Source organism: Acinetobacter sp. UBA2581, from assembly GCF_002339435.1.
Taxonomy (GTDB): Bacteria; Pseudomonadota; Gammaproteobacteria; order Pseudomonadales; family Moraxellaceae; genus Acinetobacter; species Acinetobacter variabilis.
This window is the reverse complement of sequence record NZ_DDLD01000099.1, coordinates 20,032-42,398: the sequence shown is the minus strand read 5'-3', so window position 1 is coordinate 42,398 and position 22,367 is coordinate 20,032. Positions and strand designations below refer to the sequence as shown.

General features: G+C 44.8%; 21 protein-coding genes and 1 pseudogene. 11 read left to right on the top strand and 11 right to left on the bottom strand.

The genetic code is table 11. From position 1 onward, the window contains the following. Positions 1 to 104: 104 nt before the first annotated feature. From ppk1 to mhpT, 4 genes and pseudogenes are all read right to left on the bottom strand, one after another. A complete protein-coding gene (gene ppk1, locus B3Q46_RS12995) occupies positions 105 to 2,168 on the bottom strand; it encodes a polyphosphate kinase 1 (protein WP_125278855.1) in 2,064 nt (687 codons plus the stop codon). A 178-nt stretch (positions 2,169 to 2,346) separates the two neighbouring features. Then, positions 2,347 to 3,294 carry a bile acid:sodium symporter family protein gene (locus tag B3Q46_RS12990; protein WP_034170262.1) on the bottom strand — a complete coding sequence of 316 codons (948 nt, stop codon included), beginning with the start codon at positions 3,292 to 3,294 and terminating at the stop codon, positions 2,347 to 2,349. A gap of 107 nt (positions 3,295 to 3,401) precedes the next feature. Continuing rightward, entirely contained in the window at positions 3,402 to 4,031 is a 630-nt protein-coding gene (gene pncA, locus B3Q46_RS12985) for a bifunctional nicotinamidase/pyrazinamidase (protein WP_034170263.1), read from the bottom strand. Between the two features lie 233 nt (positions 4,032 to 4,264). After that, positions 4,265 to 5,471, bottom strand: a pseudogene (gene mhpT, locus B3Q46_RS12980) (3-(3-hydroxy-phenyl)propionate transporter MhpT). Positions 5,472 to 6,199: 728 nt separating this feature from the next. Between mhpT and dapA the strand changes: the two are divergent. The 3 genes from dapA to purC are packed head-to-tail and all read left to right on the top strand — an operon-like array spanning position 6,200 to position 8,475. Further along, complete coding sequence (gene dapA / locus B3Q46_RS12975; RefSeq protein WP_286716120.1) at positions 6,200 to 7,099, top strand: 4-hydroxy-tetrahydrodipicolinate synthase; 900 nt, start codon at positions 6,200 to 6,202, stop codon at positions 7,097 to 7,099. Positions 7,100 to 7,111: 12 nt separating this feature from the next. Continuing rightward, a complete protein-coding gene (locus tag B3Q46_RS12970; RefSeq protein ID WP_004781397.1) occupies positions 7,112 to 7,717 on the top strand; it encodes a hypothetical protein in 606 nt (201 codons plus the stop codon). 38 nt (positions 7,718 to 7,755) lie between these two features. After that, positions 7,756 to 8,475: a phosphoribosylaminoimidazolesuccinocarboxamide synthase gene (gene purC, locus B3Q46_RS12965; RefSeq protein WP_004781395.1), complete on the top strand. Its 720-nt coding sequence runs from the start codon at positions 7,756 to 7,758 to the stop codon at positions 8,473 to 8,475. 267 nt (positions 8,476 to 8,742) lie between these two features. On the opposite strand, the gene B3Q46_RS12960 is transcribed toward purC, so the two are convergent. Further along, the gene (locus B3Q46_RS12960; RefSeq protein ID WP_286716117.1) at positions 8,743 to 10,017 is read right to left on the bottom strand and encodes a replication-associated recombination protein A; all 1,275 of its coding nucleotides are present in this window, start codon (positions 10,015 to 10,017) and stop codon (positions 8,743 to 8,745) included. Between the two features lie 237 nt (positions 10,018 to 10,254). Here B3Q46_RS12960 and B3Q46_RS12955 point away from each other — a divergent pair, with 237 nt between their 5' ends. Continuing rightward, on the top strand, positions 10,255 to 12,417 hold the full coding sequence (locus B3Q46_RS12955; protein ID WP_414631445.1) for a putative bifunctional diguanylate cyclase/phosphodiesterase: 2,163 nt from the start codon (positions 10,255 to 10,257) through the stop codon (positions 12,415 to 12,417). A gap of 43 nt (positions 12,418 to 12,460) precedes the next feature. Here B3Q46_RS12955 and B3Q46_RS12950 read toward each other — a convergent pair whose 3' ends face one another. Beyond that, a complete protein-coding gene (locus B3Q46_RS12950; RefSeq protein WP_004781392.1) occupies positions 12,461 to 12,913 on the bottom strand; it encodes a YcgN family cysteine cluster protein in 453 nt (150 codons plus the stop codon). 192 nt (positions 12,914 to 13,105) lie between these two features. On the opposite strand from B3Q46_RS12950, the gene B3Q46_RS12945 reads away from it, so the two are divergent. Beyond that, on the top strand, positions 13,106 to 13,264 hold the full coding sequence (locus B3Q46_RS12945; protein WP_004647174.1) for a DUF1328 domain-containing protein: 159 nt from the start codon (positions 13,106 to 13,108) through the stop codon (positions 13,262 to 13,264). An 83-nt stretch (positions 13,265 to 13,347) separates the two neighbouring features. Here B3Q46_RS12945 and murJ read toward each other — a convergent pair whose 3' ends face one another. Beyond that, positions 13,348 to 14,898 carry a murein biosynthesis integral membrane protein MurJ gene (gene murJ, locus B3Q46_RS12940; protein ID WP_286716107.1) on the bottom strand — a complete coding sequence of 517 codons (1,551 nt, stop codon included), beginning with the start codon at positions 14,896 to 14,898 and terminating at the stop codon, positions 13,348 to 13,350. A gap of 77 nt (positions 14,899 to 14,975) precedes the next feature. Continuing rightward, positions 14,976 to 15,548: a 1,6-anhydro-N-acetylmuramyl-L-alanine amidase AmpD gene (ampD, locus tag B3Q46_RS12935; protein ID WP_005232799.1), complete on the bottom strand. Its 573-nt coding sequence runs from the start codon at positions 15,546 to 15,548 to the stop codon at positions 14,976 to 14,978. Positions 15,549 to 15,729: 181 nt separating this feature from the next. On the opposite strand from ampD, the gene nadC reads away from it, so the two are divergent. Beyond that, positions 15,730 to 16,575, top strand: a complete 846-nt coding sequence (gene nadC / locus B3Q46_RS12930; RefSeq protein ID WP_005232800.1) for a carboxylating nicotinate-nucleotide diphosphorylase — start codon at positions 15,730 to 15,732, stop codon at positions 16,573 to 16,575. 87 nt (positions 16,576 to 16,662) lie between these two features. On the opposite strand, the gene B3Q46_RS12925 is transcribed toward nadC, so the two are convergent. Together B3Q46_RS12925 and rph are read right to left on the bottom strand one after the other, a co-directional pair. Continuing rightward, complete coding sequence (locus tag B3Q46_RS12925) at positions 16,663 to 16,785, bottom strand: hypothetical protein (protein ID WP_005232802.1); 123 nt, start codon at positions 16,783 to 16,785, stop codon at positions 16,663 to 16,665. Positions 16,786 to 16,934: 149 nt separating this feature from the next. Then, complete coding sequence (gene rph / locus B3Q46_RS12920) at positions 16,935 to 17,651, bottom strand: ribonuclease PH (RefSeq protein ID WP_004781384.1); 717 nt, start codon at positions 17,649 to 17,651, stop codon at positions 16,935 to 16,937. 194 nt (positions 17,652 to 17,845) lie between these two features. On the opposite strand from rph, the gene B3Q46_RS12915 reads away from it, so the two are divergent. Continuing rightward, positions 17,846 to 18,475 carry a TetR family transcriptional regulator gene (locus tag B3Q46_RS12915; protein ID WP_286716106.1) on the top strand — a complete coding sequence of 210 codons (630 nt, stop codon included), beginning with the start codon at positions 17,846 to 17,848 and terminating at the stop codon, positions 18,473 to 18,475. A 99-nt stretch (positions 18,476 to 18,574) separates the two neighbouring features. Here B3Q46_RS12915 and B3Q46_RS12910 read toward each other — a convergent pair whose 3' ends face one another. Beyond that, a complete protein-coding gene (locus B3Q46_RS12910; RefSeq protein ID WP_005232804.1) occupies positions 18,575 to 19,192 on the bottom strand; it encodes a thiol:disulfide interchange protein DsbA/DsbL in 618 nt (205 codons plus the stop codon). A gap of 226 nt (positions 19,193 to 19,418) precedes the next feature. Here B3Q46_RS12910 and ubiG point away from each other — a divergent pair, with 226 nt between their 5' ends. From ubiG to B3Q46_RS12890, 4 genes are all read left to right on the top strand, one after another. Then, on the top strand, positions 19,419 to 20,147 hold the full coding sequence (gene ubiG, locus B3Q46_RS12905; RefSeq protein WP_034170270.1) for a bifunctional 2-polyprenyl-6-hydroxyphenol methylase/3-demethylubiquinol 3-O-methyltransferase UbiG: 729 nt from the start codon (positions 19,419 to 19,421) through the stop codon (positions 20,145 to 20,147). Then, positions 20,144 to 20,833 carry an HAD family hydrolase gene (locus B3Q46_RS12900; protein ID WP_286716105.1) on the top strand — a complete coding sequence of 230 codons (690 nt, stop codon included), beginning with the start codon at positions 20,144 to 20,146 and terminating at the stop codon, positions 20,831 to 20,833. The genes ubiG and B3Q46_RS12900 overlap by 4 nt, the downstream gene beginning before the upstream one ends. A gap of 48 nt (positions 20,834 to 20,881) precedes the next feature. Beyond that, positions 20,882 to 21,628, top strand: coding sequence for a YciK family oxidoreductase (locus B3Q46_RS12895; protein WP_004781375.1), 747 nt, complete (start codon positions 20,882 to 20,884; stop codon positions 21,626 to 21,628). 226 nt (positions 21,629 to 21,854) lie between these two features. Beyond that, the gene (locus B3Q46_RS12890) at positions 21,855 to 22,274 is read left to right on the top strand and encodes a hypothetical protein (RefSeq protein WP_004781373.1); all 420 of its coding nucleotides are present in this window, start codon (positions 21,855 to 21,857) and stop codon (positions 22,272 to 22,274) included. Positions 22,275 to 22,367 lie beyond the last annotated feature (93 nt).

Below are 22,367 nucleotides of genomic sequence, written 5' to 3'. Positions count from 1 at the left end.
ACTTATTTCAGGACGGGACATGTTGCAATTAAAAAAAGCCGGATCCAATATCCGGCTTTTTGATGGGTACAAAACAAATACGCCAGCGTGTCTTGGACTACCCTTTAAATTTTTAACTGTTTTTGTTCCAGCAGATATTGCTGGGCATTATAAGGCTGGGCCGGATCCTGACAAGGGACTTTATGCCATTGACCATCGGCATCTAATTCCCATGCATTTTGACAATCTTTTAAATAGCTGATCAGGCCATCTTTATAAATCCGTTTTTTCAGCTCTGGATCCAGCACCGGGAAACAGGTTTCGACCCTGGAAAACAGGTTGCGCCCCATCCAGTCGGCACTGGCACAATACAGTTTCTTGGCGCCACCATGCTCAAAATAATAGACTCGGGTATGTTCCAGGAAACGTCCAACGATTGAACGGACCTGGATATTTTCTGACATGCCGGTGACTTGTGGAATCAGGCAGCAGATTGAACGCACAATGAGGTCAATTTTCACCCCGGCCTGTGACGCCTGATAGAGGGCAGCAATCAATTGCGGTTCAGTCAACGCATTCACTTTGATGATGATATGCGCGGCTTTTCCAGCTAGGGCAAATGCCTTTTCCTGCTCAATCAGTTTAAGCAGTTCGCTATGCAGGGTAAACGGTGCATGCAGCAAGGCTTTCAGTTTGGCCATTTTGCCCATGCCGGTCAGTTCCTGGAACATGCGATGCACATCTTCACAGATATCCAGCTGTGTGGTCATCAGGCCGTAATCGGTATACATGCGGGCATTCCCGGCATGATAGTTTCCGGTACCTAGATGCGCATAACGCAGTAGTTCCTGATTTTCACGCCGGACGATCAGAATCATTTTGGCATGGGTCTTATAACCGACGATGCCATAGACCACCACTGCCCCGGCTTCTTGCAGGATATTGGCCACCATAATATTGGATTCTTCATCGAAACGCGCCCGCAATTCAATCACGGCCGTGACTTCCTTGCCATTCCGTGCGGCTTCTGCCAGCACCTGAACAATTTCCGAATCCGGACCACTGCGATATAGCGTCTGCTTGATCGCCAGCACCGCCGGGTCCTTGGCCGCTTCGCGCAGTAAAGTAATCACCGGCTGGAATGAATCAAAAGGATGATGCAGCAGCACATCCTGTGCCTTTAAAATTTCAAAAATACTTTTCTGTTTACGGAAAATTTTCGGAATGACCGGACTAAAATGCGGATACTTTAATTCCGGACGCTCAAAGCTGGTACTCAGGCGGGACAAATTGATCGGTCCATCAATCCGGTACAGCTCCTGTTCCGTCAGATCAAATTCATCCAGCAAATAGTCGATGATGTTCTGTGGAGAGTCATTTTCAATTTCCAGACGTACTGCACGACCAAAGCGGCGCGAACACAGTTCATCTTTTAAAGCCACCGCCAGATCATCGACATCTTCCGACAATACCAGATCGGCATTGCGGGTAACCCGAAAGGCATAACATCCGGTCGCTTTCATGCCGGGAAACAAATCACTGATATGCTGCTGGATGATCGCAGTCAGAAAGATCTGGGTGGTATTGTTTCCGGTGACATCTTCCGGAATTTTAATCAGGCAGGGTAAGGAACGTGGTGCCGGCACAATTGCCATCTCGATTTCACGGCCAAAGGCATCTTTACCTTCCAAGCTGATAATAAAGTTCAGACTTTTATTCACCAAACGTGGAAAAGGATGTGAAGGATCCAGACTGATCGGGGTCAGTACCGGTTGCACTTCTTTGGCAAAAAAGGCTGCAATCCAGGCCTTATGTTTTTCCAGAAGATCCTGGTATTGAAGAAACTGAATCCCCTGCGCCTGGAGTTCAGGCAAAATTGCATGATTCAGAACCTCATACTGTTTGTTCACTGTGGCATGAATGGACTGGGACAGTTCTTGTAGAATCAGCTCGGTGGGTACAGCATCAGGCGTCCGGGTAGTCGCATTCAGATCTTGCTGTTTCATCAGCCCGGCAATCCTGATTTCAAAAAACTCATCCAGGTTACGGGAAAAAATAATCAGGAAGTTTAAGCGCTCTAAAATCGGTAAATTCGGATCGAGTGCTTGTGCCAAGACACGACGCTGAAATTCAAATAAGGAAAGTTCCCGATTAAAATAGGTCGCTGACGAATGCTGAAATTGTTCCATGCCCTCTCAATGCTGCTGATTACAGTCTGTTGTTTCACATCATTGAGGGGCGATCTTAGGCAGACTTCATGACACTTATGTTACAAAGCTCGATAAATCCATATAAATTAATATTTTAATTTTTCACCGTATAAAAAAATCATGCTATGGCTCGTTGGGCGCCGTCATCAAATTGCAATTAAGTGTCCGTTTTTTCAGTTTGTCTGCCAGCCCAATAAGTGGCTAAAGCAGGTCCTGAAATATTATGCCACAGGCTGAAAATGGCACTTGGAACCGCAGTAATGGGAGATGCAGCAAAATGGGTCGCCGCCAAGGCCACACCCAGACCAGAATTCTGCATCCCCACTTCAATGGATACTGCACGACAGTCAATTTCTGCCAAGTGAAATATGCGACTGGCCCAATAACCCAGTAAATAGCCCATCCCATTGTGTAAAGCCACAAGCCCTAAAATCATTAAACCAGATTCCAGAATCTGGGTTTTGCTGCCGGCAATAATTGCCGCCACAATTGCGACAATGGCAATCACTGAAATTACTGGCATTACCTGGATATAGCCTTCTACCTTGGTTTTTAGAAGGGCGCGGATAATCAAACCTAAAATGATTGGAAACAGCACCACTTGCAGAATCGAAATCAGCATGGACAAGGCATTAATTTCAATCCATTGGCTGGCCAGCAGATAAAAAATTGCCGGAGTCAAAAGCGGTGCCAATAAAGTCGATACCGAAGTACACGCCACAGAAAGGGCTGTATTGCCCTTGGCCATATAGGTAATCACATTGGATGCGGTGCCACCTGGACAGCAGCCCACCAGAATTACACCAATCGCAATTTCAGCCGGAAGCTGGAATAGCTGACAGAGCAAAAAGGCTAACCCTGGCATCACCATAAACTGAGCCACGACCCCAATCGCGACGGCCTTAGGACTTTGCAAGATACTTTTAAAATCGCCTGGCGTCATGGTCATGCCCATGCCAAACATGATCAGACCCAACATCCAAGGAATATAGGCGCGTAACCAGACGAAAAGATCCGGCAGCATCAGAGCAATCGCTGAAAATAGAATGACCCACAGAGCAAAGGTCTTTTGGACAAACTGGCTAAATTGAAGGAGTGCTGACATGGGGAAATCCAGGGGTCATGAAAAAGAAATCAAGGCATCTGTGGATGCCTCAAAGTAAACAAACCATTGCATAATGGTAAATGGCCCTAATCGCCTTAAGTCAGCGCTTAGGCAGCATTAATAATATCTTTCAGATAAATCCGTTTTACACCCTGTGCCAGCATGTCCTGCCAGGCATGTTGTAGCGAACCATTCAGGTCTATGCCTTTGGTAGCATCCGCAATGACATAGGCCTTAAAGCCGAGTTTACAGGCATCCATCGCGGTCCAGGCCACACAAAAATCGGTCGCGATACCCACGATAAATACGGTATCAATGCCACGCTCCCGTAAATAGCCGGCCAGACCAGTACTGGTTTTTTGATCAGCTTCCATAAAGGCGGAGTAACTGTCGATATTTTGATGAAAGCCTTTGCGGATAATCAGTTGGGCTTGCGGAAGGTTCAGCTCCGGATGAAATTCAGCATCCTCAGTCCCTTGTACACAATGACTCGGCCAGAGGACTTGAGAACCATAATTCAGCTGAATCGTGTCATAGGCTGCTTGAGCAGGATGATTGTCTGCAAAGGAGATATGCTCTGCCGGATGCCAATCCTGAGTCAGCACAATATTCTGAAAGTACTGCCCCAATCGGTTGATATTCGGAATAATCTGATCGGCATTGGTAACAGCCAGATTTCCACCCGGGGTAAATCCTTTTTGTACATCCACCACAATCAGCGCCGCATTCTGCATCATTTTCATCCCTTGAAATCTGAGTTTGCATCCAAGCATAGCTTAAAACTAAAGAAAATTTTTAGCCTTTTAGGTAAAAATAGAATGACTCTGCATTCTGATAAAACGTATGATGAGTTAACTGTAAAAGCTATTGCTCTGCAAAACATAGACAGAATTTGTCTTTAGCTGAACTGATACTAGAAAATAAAAAGCCTGCATCAGTGCAGGCTTTTTGGATATTCATCTTTTTATTTTTAAACTTTGGTACGGCTGACCAGGAACAGCATACATACCGCAGAGATTACGATACATGGAATCGCTGCCGAGATCACCCCTGCTGCACCGAAGCCTGCTGTCAGTAGCTGACCCGCAATTGCAGGGCCAAGCATGGCACCGATATGACCAACTGCAGAAGCAACACCTACCCCTGTACCACGTACTTCAGTCGGGTAAACGATACTACCAAAGGCATAGAGTACGCCCTGACAACCAATCACGAAGGCACCTGCCAATGCTGCGGCCATTTACATCTGTTCAAGTGAGCTTGCACCGTTCAACGCTAATAAACCCGCCAGGATACCGCCGTACATCAACAGAATGACATACGCTTTTTTCAGGCGATCCGTCAGCATACCCAGAATCACGGTACCAATCGTTGCAGTCGCCATGAAATAGAACTGTGCAGTTGAACCATCTTTACGGGTGAAGCCCAGCTCCATAAAGAGTGAAGGCAACCAGCTCAACATGATGTACACCACTATCAGAGTGAAGAAGTAGCTCACCCAGATACACAGCGTACGAAGTAGGTTGTCAGAGTTAAACAAATCCTTGAATGAACCCTGAGGAGATGCTGCACGTTCTGCGGCTGTCTTGTTTTGTGCCTTTATGTATTCTTTAGATTCAGGCAGACACACCATCATCAGAGGAATCACAATGATGGGCAATAAACCACCCAAGTAAAAAAACATTTTTCCAGTTTGCACCGAATTCAGTTGCTGCGATTAAAGACAAGATTGCAGCACCCACTGGCATACCACAGTACATCAGGCCCACGGCACGTCCACGGTTTTGTGGAGCCACGGCTTCAGAAGCCAGCGTGATTAAGATTGGCATTGCACCGCCAAGACCCGCACCCGCCAGAAAACGAACTTCCAGCAAACTGTGGAAACTGTTCACCCACACGGTACATAAGGTAAATAGTGCAAAAATTGCGGTTAACCAGATTAAAACTTTCTTACGACCAATACGGTCCGCAAATAGACCACCGACCAGTGCACCAGGCAATAAGCCCAGAATCCCTGCACTAAAAAACACACCCAATTGTGAGCTATCAAGACCAAAGTGCTCACGAATACCAGCAGCGGCAATCCCGGCAGCCTGAATATCCAGGCCTTCAATCACAGCGATCAGAAAGCAGATCCCTACCGTGATGATCGCGTGCTTATTGTCTGATTTTTCCATTGGAATATCCTTGTTCAATCAGCGTTCAAAAGAGAGGCCATCATCTATGAGCCGCTAAAGAGAATTAACTACCAATAAGTTGAACAATTTGCTCGGATATACTGAAAAATCCAGAAAATTAATGACTTTAAGATGCTGTTCGATAAAGTCAAAAAAGCAATTAATGAGAAGTATTAAAATCCCAGTATTTTTGGATTTAGACTTATACATCAAATCCGGAAATTCAACAGTGAGAAAAATTCGGGGCCGATCACTAATACGAAAAAAAGATTAGTTCAGGCATTTTTGCTTTTTATTCATCATAAATGAGATTTATTATTGGATATATTTTAGCTCTTAATTCATCGAATATAAATATTAATATTCCCCTAAAACGCCATAAAAGAATGTTTTCTAAATCTATCTAATTCACTTAAGTGACTTATTCTGTGTATTTTTTACTGAAAAAATGAATTCATTAGCTTTCATACTGCTGGAGGATAAAGGATGATTTGGACAGCAAAAAATCATAACGATTAAAACTTGATTGTTGCCTAGAGGCTTTGTATAAAGAATTCAGTGGCTTTTACTAAAGCATATTGTTCTTATGCGTTTGATCAGTCATAATTTGCATAAGCAATATTCAATTCAGTGCAAATCTATTGAATTTGCTACAAATCAAAATACAAACCCATCCCAAATATGTTTTCTCATTCTCTTCGGATGGACAAATAGGATAGTTTTTTAAAATGACTCAGCAAGCACAGACCATTCAGGGTTCCATTGTCGCAATCGTCACCCCCATGTTTGAAGATGGCAGCGTAGATTGGAAGGGTCTCGAGAAGCTAGTTGAGTGGCATATTGCAGAAGGCACTAACAGTATCGTCGCGGTTGGTACTACTGGTGAAGCATCAACGCTCAGCATGAGCGAGCACACTCAAGTGATCAAAGAAATCATTCGTGTTGCCAACAAACGTATTCCTATCATTGCCGGTACAGGCGCAAACTCGACTCGTGAAGCAATCGAGCTGACTCAGGAAGCCAAAGAACTTGGCGCTGATGCTGCCCTGCTGGTTACTCCTTACTACAACAAACCGACTCAGGAAGGTCTATACCAGCATTATAAAGCGATTGCTGAAGCGGTTGACCTACCTCAAATTCTTTATAATGTTCCAGGTCGTACCGGCGTGGATATGGCTAATGAAACCGTGATCCGTCTGGCAGATATCCCACAGATCGTGGGCATTAAAGATGCAACAGGTGATGTAGCCCGTGGTGCTGCCCTGATTGAAGGTCTGACAGGCAAAAACATGACTGTTTACTCAGGTGATGATGCAACTGCCTATGAGTTAATGGGTCATGGTGCCAAAGGCAATATTTCTGTGACTGCCAACGTTGCACCAAAAGTCATGAGTGAAGTATGTGCTGCTGCCATTGCAGGAGATGCGGCAGGTTCTGAAGAGATGAATGCTCAGGTTGCAAATTTACACAATATTCTATTTTGCGAATCAAACCCAATTCCTGTGAAATGGGCTCTCCATGATATGGGCTTAATTGGTACAGGTATTCGCCTTCCATTAACACCACTTGCAGAACAATATCGCGCTCCGCTTCATGAGGCACTTGTAGAAGCGAGCGTCATTAAATAAAGAGCAACGATTATGCAATTACGTTTAGGACTTACCCTGGCACTTTCAGTATTCAGTTTAGCAGGTTGTAGTTCAATGGCCTTTAAAAACGGTACCTTGGACTATAAAGAGACAACCACGCTGCAACCATTACAATATCCTGAAGGGTCAATGGTTCGTCCTGCAACGCCTTTGTACCCTGCTCCGACCGTAGATCCGCTTGCCCTGGAAAATGCACCAAAGCTTGAAAATCAGCGTGGTAACCGCTTTGCGATGCCACGTCCTACTGCACAGCCAGTAAATTCAACTCAAGCAGATGAAACTCAAGAAAATTTTTCGGGAAAGCCGCAATTAGTCACTGACGGAAATCAAAATCCACTGCTCAAAATTGATGGAAATGCTGCTACAATATGGCAATACACTCTTGCCACGCTTAGCAGCCTTAACCATTCTATCGTTGGTCAAAATAAAGATCGTTATGAAGTAGCGATTCAGGTCGATCAGCAAACCTATGTTTTAAGACTCTCTCCCGCAGGTTCGAGTAACACCCTGGCTGTGTTTAATCCCGATAACAGTTTTGCCGACCGCGAAAAAGCAGCAGAACTGTTAAACCAGATTTACCAAAATTGGCCAGCCTAGACATTTTCTAGGCATTTTTTTTTGTAGAAGGTTCCCTCATGTTAAAACAAACCTTGCTCTATACTGGTAAAGCGAAATCTGTCTATACCACGGACAGTGAAGACCACCTGATTTTAGTTTTTCGTGACGATGCGTCCGCATTCAATGGCGAAAAAATCGAACAACTGGATCGTAAAGGTAAGGTGAATAACCGTTTTAACGCCTTCATCATGGAAAAGCTGGCTGCTGCTGGTATTGAAACTCATTTTGAGAAACTGCTGACACCGACTGAAGTGCTGGTGAAAAAACTTAAAATGATTCCAGTAGAATGTGTAGTACGTAACTATGCTGCGGGTTCTTTATGCCGTCGTCTGGGTGTAGAAGAAGGTAAAGAATTAACGCCTCCAACATTCGAATTGTTCTTCAAGGATGACGCGCTAGGCGATCCAATGGTGAACGAATCTCAAGCGATTGCTTTAGGTTGGGCGACTGCTGAACAACTGGCAAAAATGAAAGAACTGACTTACCAAGTGAACGATGTGCTTAAAGCATTATTCGAAGCGGGTAATATGCTTCTGGTTGACTTTAAACTTGAATTTGGTGTGTTCCACGACCGTATCGTACTGGGTGACGAATTCTCTCCAGACGGTTGCCGTCTATGGGATAAAGACACCAAGAAAAAACTGGATAAAGACCGTTTCCGTCAAGGCCTAGGCGGCGTGGTTGAAGCGTACGAAGAAGTTGCTGCACGTTTAGGTATCAATCTTGAAGATATCTAAGCACTAGTAATGCTTCAAAGAACCGGGTTAATAGCCCGGTTCTTTATTGTCTAATCTTATGATCGAAAAAATGAATTTTATTAATAAAAATGATCGTTTTTACATTATTCAATGCATATCTTAATATTACTGCATTCCGGCAACATCCTCAGCAGATGCAATCCATCTGATGTTGCCGACCAGATTTATACCCTTACCCTCTAGGATGTATCTCCCCCAAGACATCCTATTTCAGCCCAGTTCTCCTTGAATTGGGCTTTTTTTTGTTTACTGCTGCTGTTGTTCCTGCTGCCAGCGACGTTGCTGCAGACGTTCGCCTTCCACTTCACGCTTATTACGTGCCGATTCGTACAGTTTGGTGCCTTTCAGCTCAGGCGGCAGGTAATCTTGCAAAACAAAATGTTCCGGATAGTTATGCGGATACAGATAATTCACTCCATAACCCTGCTCTTTCATCAACTTGGTCGGTGCATTACGCAGATGTAAAGGCACTGGCAAATTGGCCGTTTTTTCAGCCAGATCCATCGCCTTGTTAATCGCGAGATAGGTACTATTACTTTTAGCACTGGTCGCCAGGTAAACCGCACATTGTCCCAGAATAATCCGGCATTCCGGCATGCCAATCGCTTGAACTGAGCGGAAACATTCGCCCGCCAGCAACAAGGCATTCGGATTGGAATTGCCAATATCTTCTGATGCCGCAATCAGCATACGGCGGGCAATAAAGACCGGATCTTCACCACCTTTCAGCATACGTGCCATCCAGTACAGGGCAGCATCCGGATCACTACCACGAATCGACTTGATGAAGGCCGAAACCAGATCATAGTGCTGCTCGCCAGACTTGTCATAACGGGCAATATTCTGCTGTGCGACTTTGACCACAATCGCATTAGTAATGATATTTTCCTGATCAGCCTCAAAAATACTGGCAATCAGATCTAGTAGATTGAGTGCCTTACGCGCATCCCCTGCGGCAAACTGCAATAAGGCGTCAAATTCCTCAATCTGAATATAGCGTTCCTGCAGGAATTTGTCAGTCTGAATCGCCTGAGTTAGTAAGGTCTGAATCGCTTCGTCACTCAGCGCATTCAAGGTATAGACCTGACAACGTGACAGCAAGGCACTGTTGACTTCAAAAGATGGATTTTCCGTCGTCGCGCCAATCAGGGTAATTTTGCCTTTTTCGACGGCATTCAGCAGTGCATCCTGCTGGGATTTATTAAAACGGTGAATCTCGTCAATAAACACTACAGGCGTCAGCAGATCACTACTTTCCGCAATGACTTCACGCAATTCTTTCACACCGGTATTGAGTGCAGATAGGCTGATAAATGGTCGGTCCACCGCTTGGGCAAGTAGCAAGGCAATCGTGGTTTTACCTACTCCAGGTGGACCCCAGAAGATAATCGATGGTAAATGTCCTTGGTCAATCATCTGACGTAGAGGTGCATTCTCTCCAAGCAAGTGATCCTGCCCGATAATTTCTGCAAGGTCGCGAGGCCGCAAGCGTTCTGGAAGCGGGATATGACTGTCTGACATCTTATTATTGGCTCAAATTAAATTCTGCTTTCATTCTAACACTGGTAGTTTTGATTCCAATATTTCAAACATTTATGAGAAAAATTTAATTTATGTAAGAAATCTCTATTTTTTTTACAATGAATGGATTAATCTTATGAAAAGTAGATAAATAGAACATGATTAATTACAGGTTAATAACCTTGTAAATTTCACATTATCTCATATTAATTAGAATGGACTTGAGCAACTGATTGGATGCTCTTTGGGTGGTATCGGTGGGGATGCATGAAGCATAATAAATCTAGACGAACAACTGCGGAATGTGCTGATTCGCTTATTTCAACCTCGATACAATCTTCTAATGAACAACAGGCAAAATCCAGATTATTACAAGATCTGATCAATGATGTGCCGCATCCGCTTTGGGTGCTGGGCAAGGATAATATTGAATATTTTAATCAGGCACTTTCGGATTATTTAGGTACCAATTTAAGTGAATATGGTCCTAAAGAATGGCAAAGCCTGATTCATCCAGATGATCAGCCAGCGTTTTCTGAGCAATGGCATGCTGCCCTGAATCAGCAACAAGGCTTTAATACCCAGTGCCGGATTAAATCGGCTGATTCCAGCTACCGTATGTGTACCTTGGCCATCAAGTTTCAGCATACAGCAGAACATCTGCTGCAATGGTCGGTATCACTGACCGATATCCATGAATATTTTGAGATTCAGCAGCAACTGTCTCAGGTGATTTCTACCCAGAAAAACATGCTGGATGCCAGTGTCGATTGTATTAAAGTGATGTCTCCACAAGGCGAAATCCGTCATATCAATCAGTCAGCCTGTCATAAGTTAGGGATTGATCCTGAACAGCAGCCTGCCCCGCATTCATGGTTAAGCCTGTTACCCGCTGAAGTTAAAAAAACCGGACAACGCGCTTTAAAACAGGCTGCTCAAGGTTTGAATAGCCGTTTTGTAGAAAAAGCCCAGACGGAGAATGAGGACCCACAATACTGGGATCATTTACTGACTCCAGTATTGGACGAAAATAATATTCCCCAAAATATCCTGTGTGTTTCACGCAATGTCAGTCAGCAAAAAATAGCTGAAAGCCGTTTAAAAGCCGTAATTCAGCGTGATGAGCTGACCGGACTGTATAACCGCAATGCCTTTTATAAGACCTTTAAACAGGTACTGCTAAAAGCCAAGCAACAGCAAATAATGGTTGGCCTGCTCCTGATCGACTTAGACTATTTCCGGCATATCAATGACACTTTGAGTCATATTGCCGGGGACCATTTGCTGCATGTCTTGGGCAAGCGTTTTCAGGCCTGTTTTGGCTCCAACAATATAGTCGTTGCCCGTCTGGGTGGCGATGAATTTGCTATTTTAGTCAAAAACCTAGAAAACGAAGCCCAGCTGATTAATACTGCACAACTGGCCTATGCCCAACTGGAACAACCTGTGAGTTATGTCGGCCATCGCATGAGTATCGGTATGAGTATTGGTTGTACCGTTTATCCGCGTGATGCCCAGAATAGCTCTAACCTGCTGAAATGTGCCGATATTGCCCTGAATGATCTGAAAAATAGTGGTCGTGGCGGGATTCGCATGTTTAATCAGGAGATGTTCAGGTCACTGGAAAACATGACCAAACAACTGACGCTGGCACGCAAGATTATTCATGCGGATCAAATTATTCCTTATTATCAGCCTAAGGTCCGCCTTTCTGATGGTGAGGTGATTGGTTTCGAAGCCTTACTGCGTTGGCAGGATCAACAGCATCAGATCCAGTTACCCTCTCATATTTTTTCTGCTTTCCAGGACTATGATTTAGCTTCGCGCATCAGTGAAACCATGCAGCTAAAAGTCTTTGAGGATATGAGTCGCTGGCAGGCCGAAGGTCTGGATATACTGCCGATTTCAATCAATGCAGCTCCAGTTGAATTCCTGCGCGATGACTATGCTGAGAAATTCCTGGCTCGTCTATCCCGATTCGATATTCCTGCACATAAGGTTGAACTGGAAATTACCGAGCAGAGCTTATCCGAAGGCGGAGCCAATTATGTGATCCGGGCACTAAACCTGCTGAAAAAACATGGAATTCATATTTCTCTGGATGACTTCGGTACCGGTCATTCTTCCCTGACCCGTTTGCAGGAATATCCAGTCGACTGCATCAAGATTGATCGCAATTTTGTAGAACGCATGAATAATGATCCGTCTGCGCTGGCCATTGTCAAAGCCATTACCCAGATTGGTTCCAGTATTTCTCTGGATGTATTGGTCGAGGGTATTGAGAATACCGAACAGCTGGACACGCTGATTAATTGTGATTGCCAGATCGGACAAGGTTTTTATTTTTACCGACCTATGTCGGGATCTTCAGCACAGCAACTGCTACAACAGGCAGCTTAATTTTTTTATTTAATCATTTGACGAGGTTGGATTGCGCTAACAGCTAGCGCACCCAGCGTACGATATATTCATCAATTTCATCTTCATCAATATCGACTTCACTTAAGCAGCGACCAGCAGCAGATTTTTTGGCCTGAATTACGCTTTGTCGTGAACCTGTCTTCAGATAATGCCAGGATGGCAGGCTTTTCCCTTCAGCAACTCGGCGATAGGCACAGCTTGATGGCAACCAGTGAATGGTGTCCAGTTTCTCAGGTGTTAGCTGGATACAATCGGGCACATATTGCAGCCGGTTCGGATAATCCGAACAGCGGGCAGTTTTGCAGTCCAGTAATTTGCAAGCCACTTTGGTATAGGCGACTTCGTGGGTGTCTTCATCTTCCAGCTTGATCAGGCAGCAAAGCCCACAACCGTCACAAAGCGCTTCCCATTCTTCTGGCGTCAGCTCAGTGAGACTATATTTTTTCCAGAAGTATGGACGTAAGGCATCAGACATAATCAAAACGGCTATGGTAAAAATCAGCTTATTATACCAAGTCTCAACAAAGGAAATGTAGGGACGTGAATCTTATTAATATCACGTAAACTATTGTTAAATCAGAGACAGTACATCAACAAAACACTAACAGTGCCCAAAATTGAATATTCCTATACTGGATTTGAGAATAAAAACACATGGAGAATTGATATGTTTCGCTGGGCTATTATTTTTGCTGTGATTGCCTTAATCGCCAGTCTACTCGGTTTCGGTGGAGTAGCAGGCTTATCTAAGGATTTCGCGATTATCTTATTGGTGATTGCCGTTATTCTTGCCATTGTTGGTTTCCTTTCTCGCGGCAAGGTCTAGCGACTGAGTTTTGCTTAAGGAAAAGTTTCCTACAGAAAAAACAAGAGCCATTTGGCTCTTGTTTTTTATGCGCCCAAAATGGATTACGGTTTGATATGGCGTGGTCTGAAACCAGCAGCGACCAATGCGGCCAAATACGCCACCACCCCGACCACACATAAAATCAGCACTTCCAGTACACGCATCCACTGTGATACATCACCATTGTACCAGCTCAGTGCATAGGCCAAAGCTGCAATCATCACCACATTGGCAAACATGAATTGCACAAAGATTTTTTTCCAGTGCGCCCCAAAACGGAAAATATTGCGTTGATGCAGATAAAAATACAGCAGACCCGCATTGACCATGGCTGAACCGGTCGAAGCCAGTGCCAGCGCCATATGTTCTGCTTCCCAATGAATCAGCTTAAAGAAACCAATAAAGATCACGTTCAGAATCGCATTGGCTGCTACTGCCATTAAACCGACGCGTACCGGTGTACGGGTATCCTGCTGGGCATAAAAGCCGGGAGCAAAGACTTTAATCAGCATAAAGGCAATCACACCGCCACTCATACATTGCAGTGCCAAGGCAGTCATCTGGGTATCTTCAAACGTGAATTGTCCGCGTTCAAATAATGCCTGAATAATCGGTGTTGACAGCATGAACAGGGCAATACTGGCTGGCAAACCCACCAGTACGATGACTTTCGCTGCCCAGTCCATCATGCCGCGGAATTTTTCCGGATTTTTTTCTGTATGCTGAGTGGATAAAGACGGCAGAATCACGGTACCGATTGCCACGCCAATCAGACCCAATGGTAACTCGGTCATCCGTTCAGCACTATACAGCCAGGACACTGAACCGTCCTGCATGAAAGAGGCCCAAACCGTATTCAGTAACAGATTGATCTGTGTGACAGATACGCCAAACAAAGCGGGTAGCATCAGTTTCATGATGCGACCCACCCCTTCATGCTTGAAGTCTACTTTCGGTGGAATCAACAGGTTTTTACGCCATAACTCTGGAATTTGGATTGCCAGCTGTAAAATCCCGGCAATGACGACGGCCCAACCTAGCGCCATAATCGGCTCTGCCATAAAAGGCGTGAGCCAGAGCGCACCGGCAATCATGGCAATATTCAATAAAACTGGAGCAAAGGCTGGCGTACTGAAAGAGCCATAACTGTTCAGAATACTGCTGGCAAAAGCCGTTAATGACATAAACAGTAGGTATGGAATGGTCAGACGGAACATGTCTGTGGCCAGCGCAAACTTTGCTTCATCGCCATGGAAGCCTGGCGCATAGATATACATGATCACAGGTGCTGCAATGATGGCAATCATGGTCAGGGTGGTCATGAAGGTAGCTAGGCAGCCAAAGACCCGGCTGATCAGGATCTGCACTTCAGCATGGGTACGGCTGGTTTTATATTCAGTCAGTACCGGAATAAAGGCTTGGGAGAATGCCCCTTCTGCAAACAGCCGTCTGAAAAAGTTTGGAATACGAAATGCCACCACGAAGGTATCGAAATCTTTACCGGCACCGAATACATTCAGTAAAACCACATCCCGGACCAATCCCAGAACCCGCGATAACATGGTCATCGCACTGACAATTACGGTCGAACGCCAAAGCGCCATCCTATTCACCTAATAATTAATTTGGGCCTATTGTAATGAAACTTGCAAAAGAAGTTCATTGCTTAATCACATGACTTCCTGAAGGGTCATGGGTTCTTATAATTTTGTAACTGGGCACGAAAAGCACACCAGTCAAAATACGGTCCCGGATCGGTTTTACGTCCCGGTGCAATGTCCGAATGTCCGGCAATATGCTGCTGCATTTTTGGATAATAGTTTTGTAAACAGGCGGTGACTTTGACCAAGGCATCATATTGTGCCTGTTCAAACGGCAGGTCATCACTGCCTTCCAGTTCAATCCCGATGGAATAATCATTACATTCTTTTTTGGCCAGATAGCTGGAACGACCTGCATGCCAGGCCCGGTCATTGAAATTCACAAACTGCAGTACTTCACCAGAACGCAAAATCAGCAGATGTGCAGATACCTGCATGCCTTCAACACTCTGAAAATACGGATGCACTGACCAGTCCAGCTGGTTCTGAAAAAACTGTTCAATATAGCCACCACCAAACTGTGACGGTGGCAGACTGATGTTATGGATCACCAGTAACTGGATGTCGGTATGTTCAGGCCGCTGATTAAAATTTGGAGAAGGGATCTGGCGCGCCCCGAGCAATTGCCCGTCCCGGATTTGAAACTCAGCTGCCTGTTGCATAAAACTGTCCTGTACAAAAATAAAATCTGCAATATCAGGATTGCAGCCGGCTTAATGCTAAAACTTTCATAGGCAAATCTCAATTCATCCCGGCAGACTGTATGAAAAATCGCTCATTTTAATGTAACGGTGTTAAGATAACGCACAATTTTTCACGGCTAAAAAAGATACGGAAATACTCATGAGCATATCTCAGGCTTTGCTAGAACAGTCGATTCAGATCAATATTCAACAGGCACTCTCCGAAGATATTGGCGATGGTGACATTACTGCCCTGCTGACTCCTGAAGATGAACAGGCGACTGCCACGATTATTAGCCGTGAAACAATGGTTCTTGCTGGTCAGCCTTGGGTCGATGCCTTGATTCAGGCCTATGATCCGAGTGTAGAAGTGATCTGGCTAAAAAATGACGGCGATCATGTCGCTGCCAATGAAGCTTTTCTAAAACTGGCCGGTTCTGCACGTAGCTTGCTGACTGTAGAACGCCCTGCTCTGAACTTTGTACAGACGCTGTCTGCAGTTGCGACCAAGACGGCAAACTATGTCAAAGAGCTGGAAGGTTTGAATACCAAGCTCTTAGATACCCGTAAAACGCTGCCAGGCTTACGTATTGCCCAAAAATATGCAGTCGCTATCGGTGGTGGTCAGAATCACCGTCTGGGCCTATTTGATGCTTTCTTGATTAAGGAAAATCATATTATGGCGGCTGGTGGCATTCGCCAGGCGATTGCCAAGGCACACCAGATTGCACCGGGTAAACCGGTGGAAGTGGAAGTTGAAACCTGGGATGAACTGAATCAGGCCCTAGAAGCCGAGGCTGATATCGTGATGCTGGATAATTTCAGTCAGCAGCAAATGATTGATGCGGTCAAACATGTGGCTGGCCGTTGCAAACTGGAAGCTTCAGGCAATATCACCATTGATAACTTACGTGAAGTGGCGAGTACAGGCGTAGATTATATTTCGATGGGCGTATTGACCAAAGATGTGAAGGCTATTGACCTATCGATGCGTTTTAATGGTTAAAGTCTTATTATTTAAAAAGGGTGCCATAGCACCCTTTTTCTTATTCTCAAGGATATAAATCATAGAGGTTGAATGGCCTCTACTCTGTTAATTGGTATCACTTCCTCGTTCCATATTTGCACCATCGCGGTTTTCATCACGAGAATTGGAGTCACAGGCAGTTAAACCCAGTACAGCAAATACTGAAAATGCCATCAACCATATTTTCATGTTATAACCTTCTGAATGAGATTTGGTTGAAAAATCATCGCTTAAAACAGGGGTTACACAGTAGACAGATCCTGTTCATTTTTTGTCAGGCAATGTGTAGCTATAATAAAAAACGCATCCGAAGATGCGTTTTTTACAGCTTGAAAGACTTACCAGCCCAAAGCTTCTTGCTGTTTCTTGATCAGTTCCTGAATCCCTTTTTCAGCCATGGCTAGCATGTCATTGCATTGCTCACGAGTAAATGGCTTATCTTCAGCAGTCCCCTGAATTTCAATAAATTCACCTGCCTGAGTCATCACGACATTTAAGTCAGTCTGACAGTTTGAATCTTCTTCATAGCAAAGATCTAGTAGTACTTCATCTTTAAAAATACCTACAGAAATTGCTGCTACCAGGCCTTTAAGTGGGTCCTGTTTGATTTTCTTTTTCTCAAGCAATACATTCATGGCATCAATCAATGCTACGGCTGCACCCGTAATTGATGCAGTACGGGTACCACCATCTGCCTGGATCACGTCACAGTCAATGGTAATGGTATTTTCACCGAGTTTTTTCAGATCGACCATTGAACGTAGGCTACGACCGATTAAACGCTGGATTTCCTGAGTACGGCCACTTTGTTTGCCACGAGCAGCTTCACGATCACTACGGGTATGTGTTGAACGTGGCAGCATGCCGTATTCTGCTGTTACCCAGCCTTGGCCCTGACCTTTCAAGAAACGTGGTACAGAGCTGTCCACACTGGCAGTACACAGCACTTTGGTATGACCAAATTCAACCAATACGGAACCTTCCGCATAACGTGTATAGTTACGGGTAATTTTCACTTCACGTAATTGATCTAATGCTCGTTGGTCGATACGCATAATAGGTCCTGCTGTTGACTAAAAATAATTGCGGCTCAGTATAACAGAAGCCTCTGCCAAGATTGGGACAGAGGACAGATCATTTACAAAATCACTGGACACGCCTTGCTTGTATAGATTTTTCAGTCCATCTGCTCTACTGCGATGGACAGGTGTTTTTTGCTAAACTGCAGATCTACGGAAGGAAAATCCCTATGTCTTTACGTGAAGAACGCAAGCACCAAAGCCGCCAGGCCCTCCTCGATGCTACCCTGGCATTGAGCAGCCGTGGCCATGCATTTAGCAGCATCAGCCTGCGCGAAATCACTCATGAAGTCGGACTGGTGCCTGCCGCATTTTATCGACACTTTCAGAATATGGATCAGTTGGGACTGGAACTTCTGGATCAGGTGTCGATTCATCTCAAAGGTGTGCTGAATCAGTTGGGACCTGCAGATTTTTCTCTGGATGAGCTTTCATCTAAGATCGAACTGTTTTTTCAGGCAGTTGATGCTCATCCCGAAGCCTGGACATTTGTCAGTGCCGAACGTTGGGGCGGTTCCAATATTCTCAGACAAGGGATTGAGCGGGAAATTCATTATCTGACCCAAGACTTGCGGCATACCTTGGAACAGATTCCAGCCACCCAGCAACCTCCTTCTCCAGCCGAGTTAACTGCACTGGCACAGATTCTGGTTCCTCTCGCATTAAACTGGGCTATGGGCTGGATTCAGCTTCAGGCACAGCCTGATCTTGAACTGCGACAAACTCGGATAAATGACTTCAAAGCCCAAAGCCTAAAGCAGTTAGAACTGTTATTTCGTGGAATTTTATCTCAAGCCTGAGATCTCATCTGAGTGAAATCTATTTCGCAGTTCAATTTTATCCTGATATAAAAAAACCCACATATAGATGCAGGTTTTTAGATTCATGCAGATCTGGTGTTATTTAGCTTTACGCTCTTTCTCAACCAGATAATTTACCACTTGAACTACTTTGGCACCATCGCCCTGAACTACATACTTACCGTTCACAGTTACCGCTGGTACACCGCTTAACTGATAAGTCGCAGCCAGATTTTTGGCCTGTGCGATTTTTGAAGAAATCGGGAATGATTTATAAGTGGTATTAAATTTCGCTTCAGAAATACCATAACGGGTATAGAACTTGGCTAATTGAGCCTGTTCCAGAATTGGCTGTTTCTTCGCATGAATATCATGGAATAGCTGCAAATGTGCTTTTTGACGAACACCTAGAGCTTCAGACACATAATACGCACGAGCTGCCTGTTCCCATAGCGGATTCATCGCGGCTGGGGTACGTACAAAACGTACATCTTTAGGCAATTTTTTTAACCAGCTTTGCATGTGTGGTTCAAGAGAATAGCAGTGACCACAGCCATACCAGAAGAATTCACGGACTTCAATTTTCCCCGGCTTTTCAACTTTTACTGGATTCGCCAGGACTTGATAGTCTTGACCTGCTACAAAGTTGGCGGCCATTGCACTGCCAGAAAATGCCAAAACAGATGCGGCTACAGTGCCTAAAATAAATTTTTTCATTGGGATTATCGTCCTCTAAATCATTATGTCTAATTTATGGCTTCACTATAAAGTAATTATGCCGGTTTCGTTTTTATTCTGTGAACTTTTTTACAGCTTTTATCGCTTTTTTTTCCAGAATCGCTACACTAAACAAGTGTACTGATTTACAAAAAGTTAAATCTGTTTATACCGCCTCTGGGCGAACTTAAATTTTAAATAATCACGACTGATTGAGGTGACACCGATGTCGCAATTGAATGTTGATCCACAAGAAATTGCCAAGTTTGAAGCATTCGCAGCTATATGGTGGGATCAGCATTCCGAGTTCCGCCCATTGCATATGATCAATCCCCTGCGCCTCAACTGGATTGATGAACATGCCGGTGGCTTGAGCGGCAAGAAAGTGCTGGATGTAGGCTGTGGCGGTGGAATCCTGTCGGAAAGCATGGCGCGCCGTGGTGCTCAGGTGCTGGGCATTGATATGGGCGAAGCGCCACTGAATGTGGCACGCATCCATGCCGAGCAGGAAGGTGTCAGCAATATTGAATACCGTCAGATTCCAGTAGAGCAACTCGCAGAAGAACAAGCCGGTCAATACGATGTCGTGACCTGTATGGAAATGCTGGAACATGTACCTGATCCAGCCTCTATTATTCAGGCCTGTTATAAACTGGCCAAACCAGGTGGTCATGTCTTCTTCTCGACCATTAACCGTAATCCAAAATCTTATCTGTTCGCGATCATTGGCGCAGAATATATCCTGCGTATGCTGGCCAAAGGTACACATGATTACAGCAAATTCATCAAGCCGTCTGAACTGGCGCATGACATCCGTAATGCCGGTTTAAAACTGAAAGATATGACTGGCCTGCATTATAATCCGCTGACCAAGCGTTACTGGCTGGCACCGAATGTTGACGTGAACTATATGGTATATACCGTTAAAGAAAGCGCGCAAGAGGCCACCCAATGAAGGCGGTTCTATTCGACCTGGATGGTACTTTAATTGATACCGCAGCTGACTTTATCCGGATTATCCAGCATATGTGCCGTGAAGCCGGCCGTGACGTGGTGGAAGCTGATCTGATCCGTACCCAGGTTTCAGAAGGTGCACGTGCTATGGTCAAATTGGTCTATCCGGAACTGCAACTGGAAGATCCAGTGTTTCTGGATCATCGCCAGCGTTTTCTGGATATGTATGGGGCAGATATTGCTGTGGATACAGACCTGTTCAGCGGAATGTATCCTCTACTTGAAGAATTAGAGGAAAATGATATCCCTTGGGGAATCGTGACCAATAAACCGCGCTGGTTGAGCGAAGCCTTACTCAAAGCTTTAAACCTGACCGGGCGCTGTGCCGTACTGGTCTGTCCGGAAGATGTGACCCGAACCAAGCCAGATCCGGAGCCAATGTATCTGGCTGCCGAGCAGTTACAGCTGGCTGCAGAAGACTGCATCTATGTCGGGGACCATCCACGTGATATTGATGCAGGCCGCAATGCCAAGATGTATACCATACTGGCAGCATACGGTTATTTACCACTGCAATACAAAGATGACTTAACAGCTTGGCAAGCCGACTATATAGTGAATACAGTGAATGAGTTACATCAGCATATTCAGAAACTGGTCTTGAGCGAGCCAAGTGTCCTGTTTTGATTCCTGAAACTACTGAAGACACTTAACAATAATAATGAGGAGGTAGTAATGAAGTATTCAGAATATCAACCTCGCCCCGATCTGTTAAAAGATCGTATCATCCTGATCACGGGTGCGGGCGATGGCATTGGTCGTGCAGCAGCAATCAGCTATGCTCTGCATGGAGCAACTGTAGTTCTGCACGGGCGTACCTTAAACAAGCTTGAAGTTATCTATGATGAGATTGAAAGCTTGGGTGCGCCGCAACCCGCCATTCTCCCATTACAGTTATCTAGTGCCTCTGAACGTGATTATGAATTATTGCTCGACACGCTCGATCGCCAGTTTGGCCGTTTAGACGGGATTTTGCATAATGCCGGTATTTTAGGCGAGCGAGTACCACTGGCAGATTATCCGGTTAATGTCTGGGATGATGTCATGGCGGTTAACCTTCGTGCGCCTTTTGTGATTACCCAAGCCCTGTTACCCCTGCTGGAAAAATCCAAACACGCTTCTGTGGTCTTTGCCAGTTCCGGTGTAGGGCGCGAAGCCCGGGAATGCTGGGGCGCTTATTCAGTTTCAAAAATTGCCATTGAAGCAGTGAGCCAGTTATTTGCCAAAGAACGGGTCAATTCGAATATCCGCTTTAACTGTATCAATCCGGGTGCTACACGTACCGCAATGCGTGCCAAGGCTTATCCGAATGAAGATCCGAAAACCTTACCGACACCGGATTCCATCATGCCAGCCTATCTGTACCTGATGGGTGAAGATAGCTTGCATATGAACGGTCAAAGTATTGATGCGCAGGACTAATCTTTAATTGACACCTATTTAAAAGCCAATGTCCGCATTGGCTTTTTGTTTGTTTTAAACTCTATAAAGATAAGACCCATTTGAAAGCTGGCTTATTCTTCTGCCCAATTCATCCAGATTTCAGACTGAATCAGCCAGACCTTTCTTATTTCTACAATACTGTCTTTATTCAGTTCGCTGCAAATTCCCCTATACTAGCGCCAACAGATTTTTATTTGAGTGCAACATGACTGACTTAAACAACATCACCGTGACGACTTTGGAAGATGGCATGGTCTCTCTGCTGGTCGATCAGCAGCCGATCTCTGAAAAATACGGCATGAAGTTTGATGCCAGCATTGTCGACGACATTCAGGCACTCGAAAATGGTCAAAAACTGAAACTGTTTGACCAATTTGTCTTTTCCCATACCGATCTGAATTTTGAACATTCCTATCATTATGTGACGGGTATCGAAAAGCTGGACGATCGTTATCAGGTAGCGAAACACTTTGTCTATCGCATCAAGATCGAAGGTCAGCCTGAAATTGAACATGTGATCAGCAATCAGGGCAAAGCAATGACAGCAGAAGATGTGCGTACTTTTATTCAGGCACATGTACAGAAATCCCTAAGTGACTATACTGATCTGAACTATGCCTATTAAGATCGTTCATTAGATCCCGAAAGAGCACATTTACAGATGATGCTCTTTTTTTATCCTTAAATTCTTTAAAAAACAGACATAAATCGTTTTAAC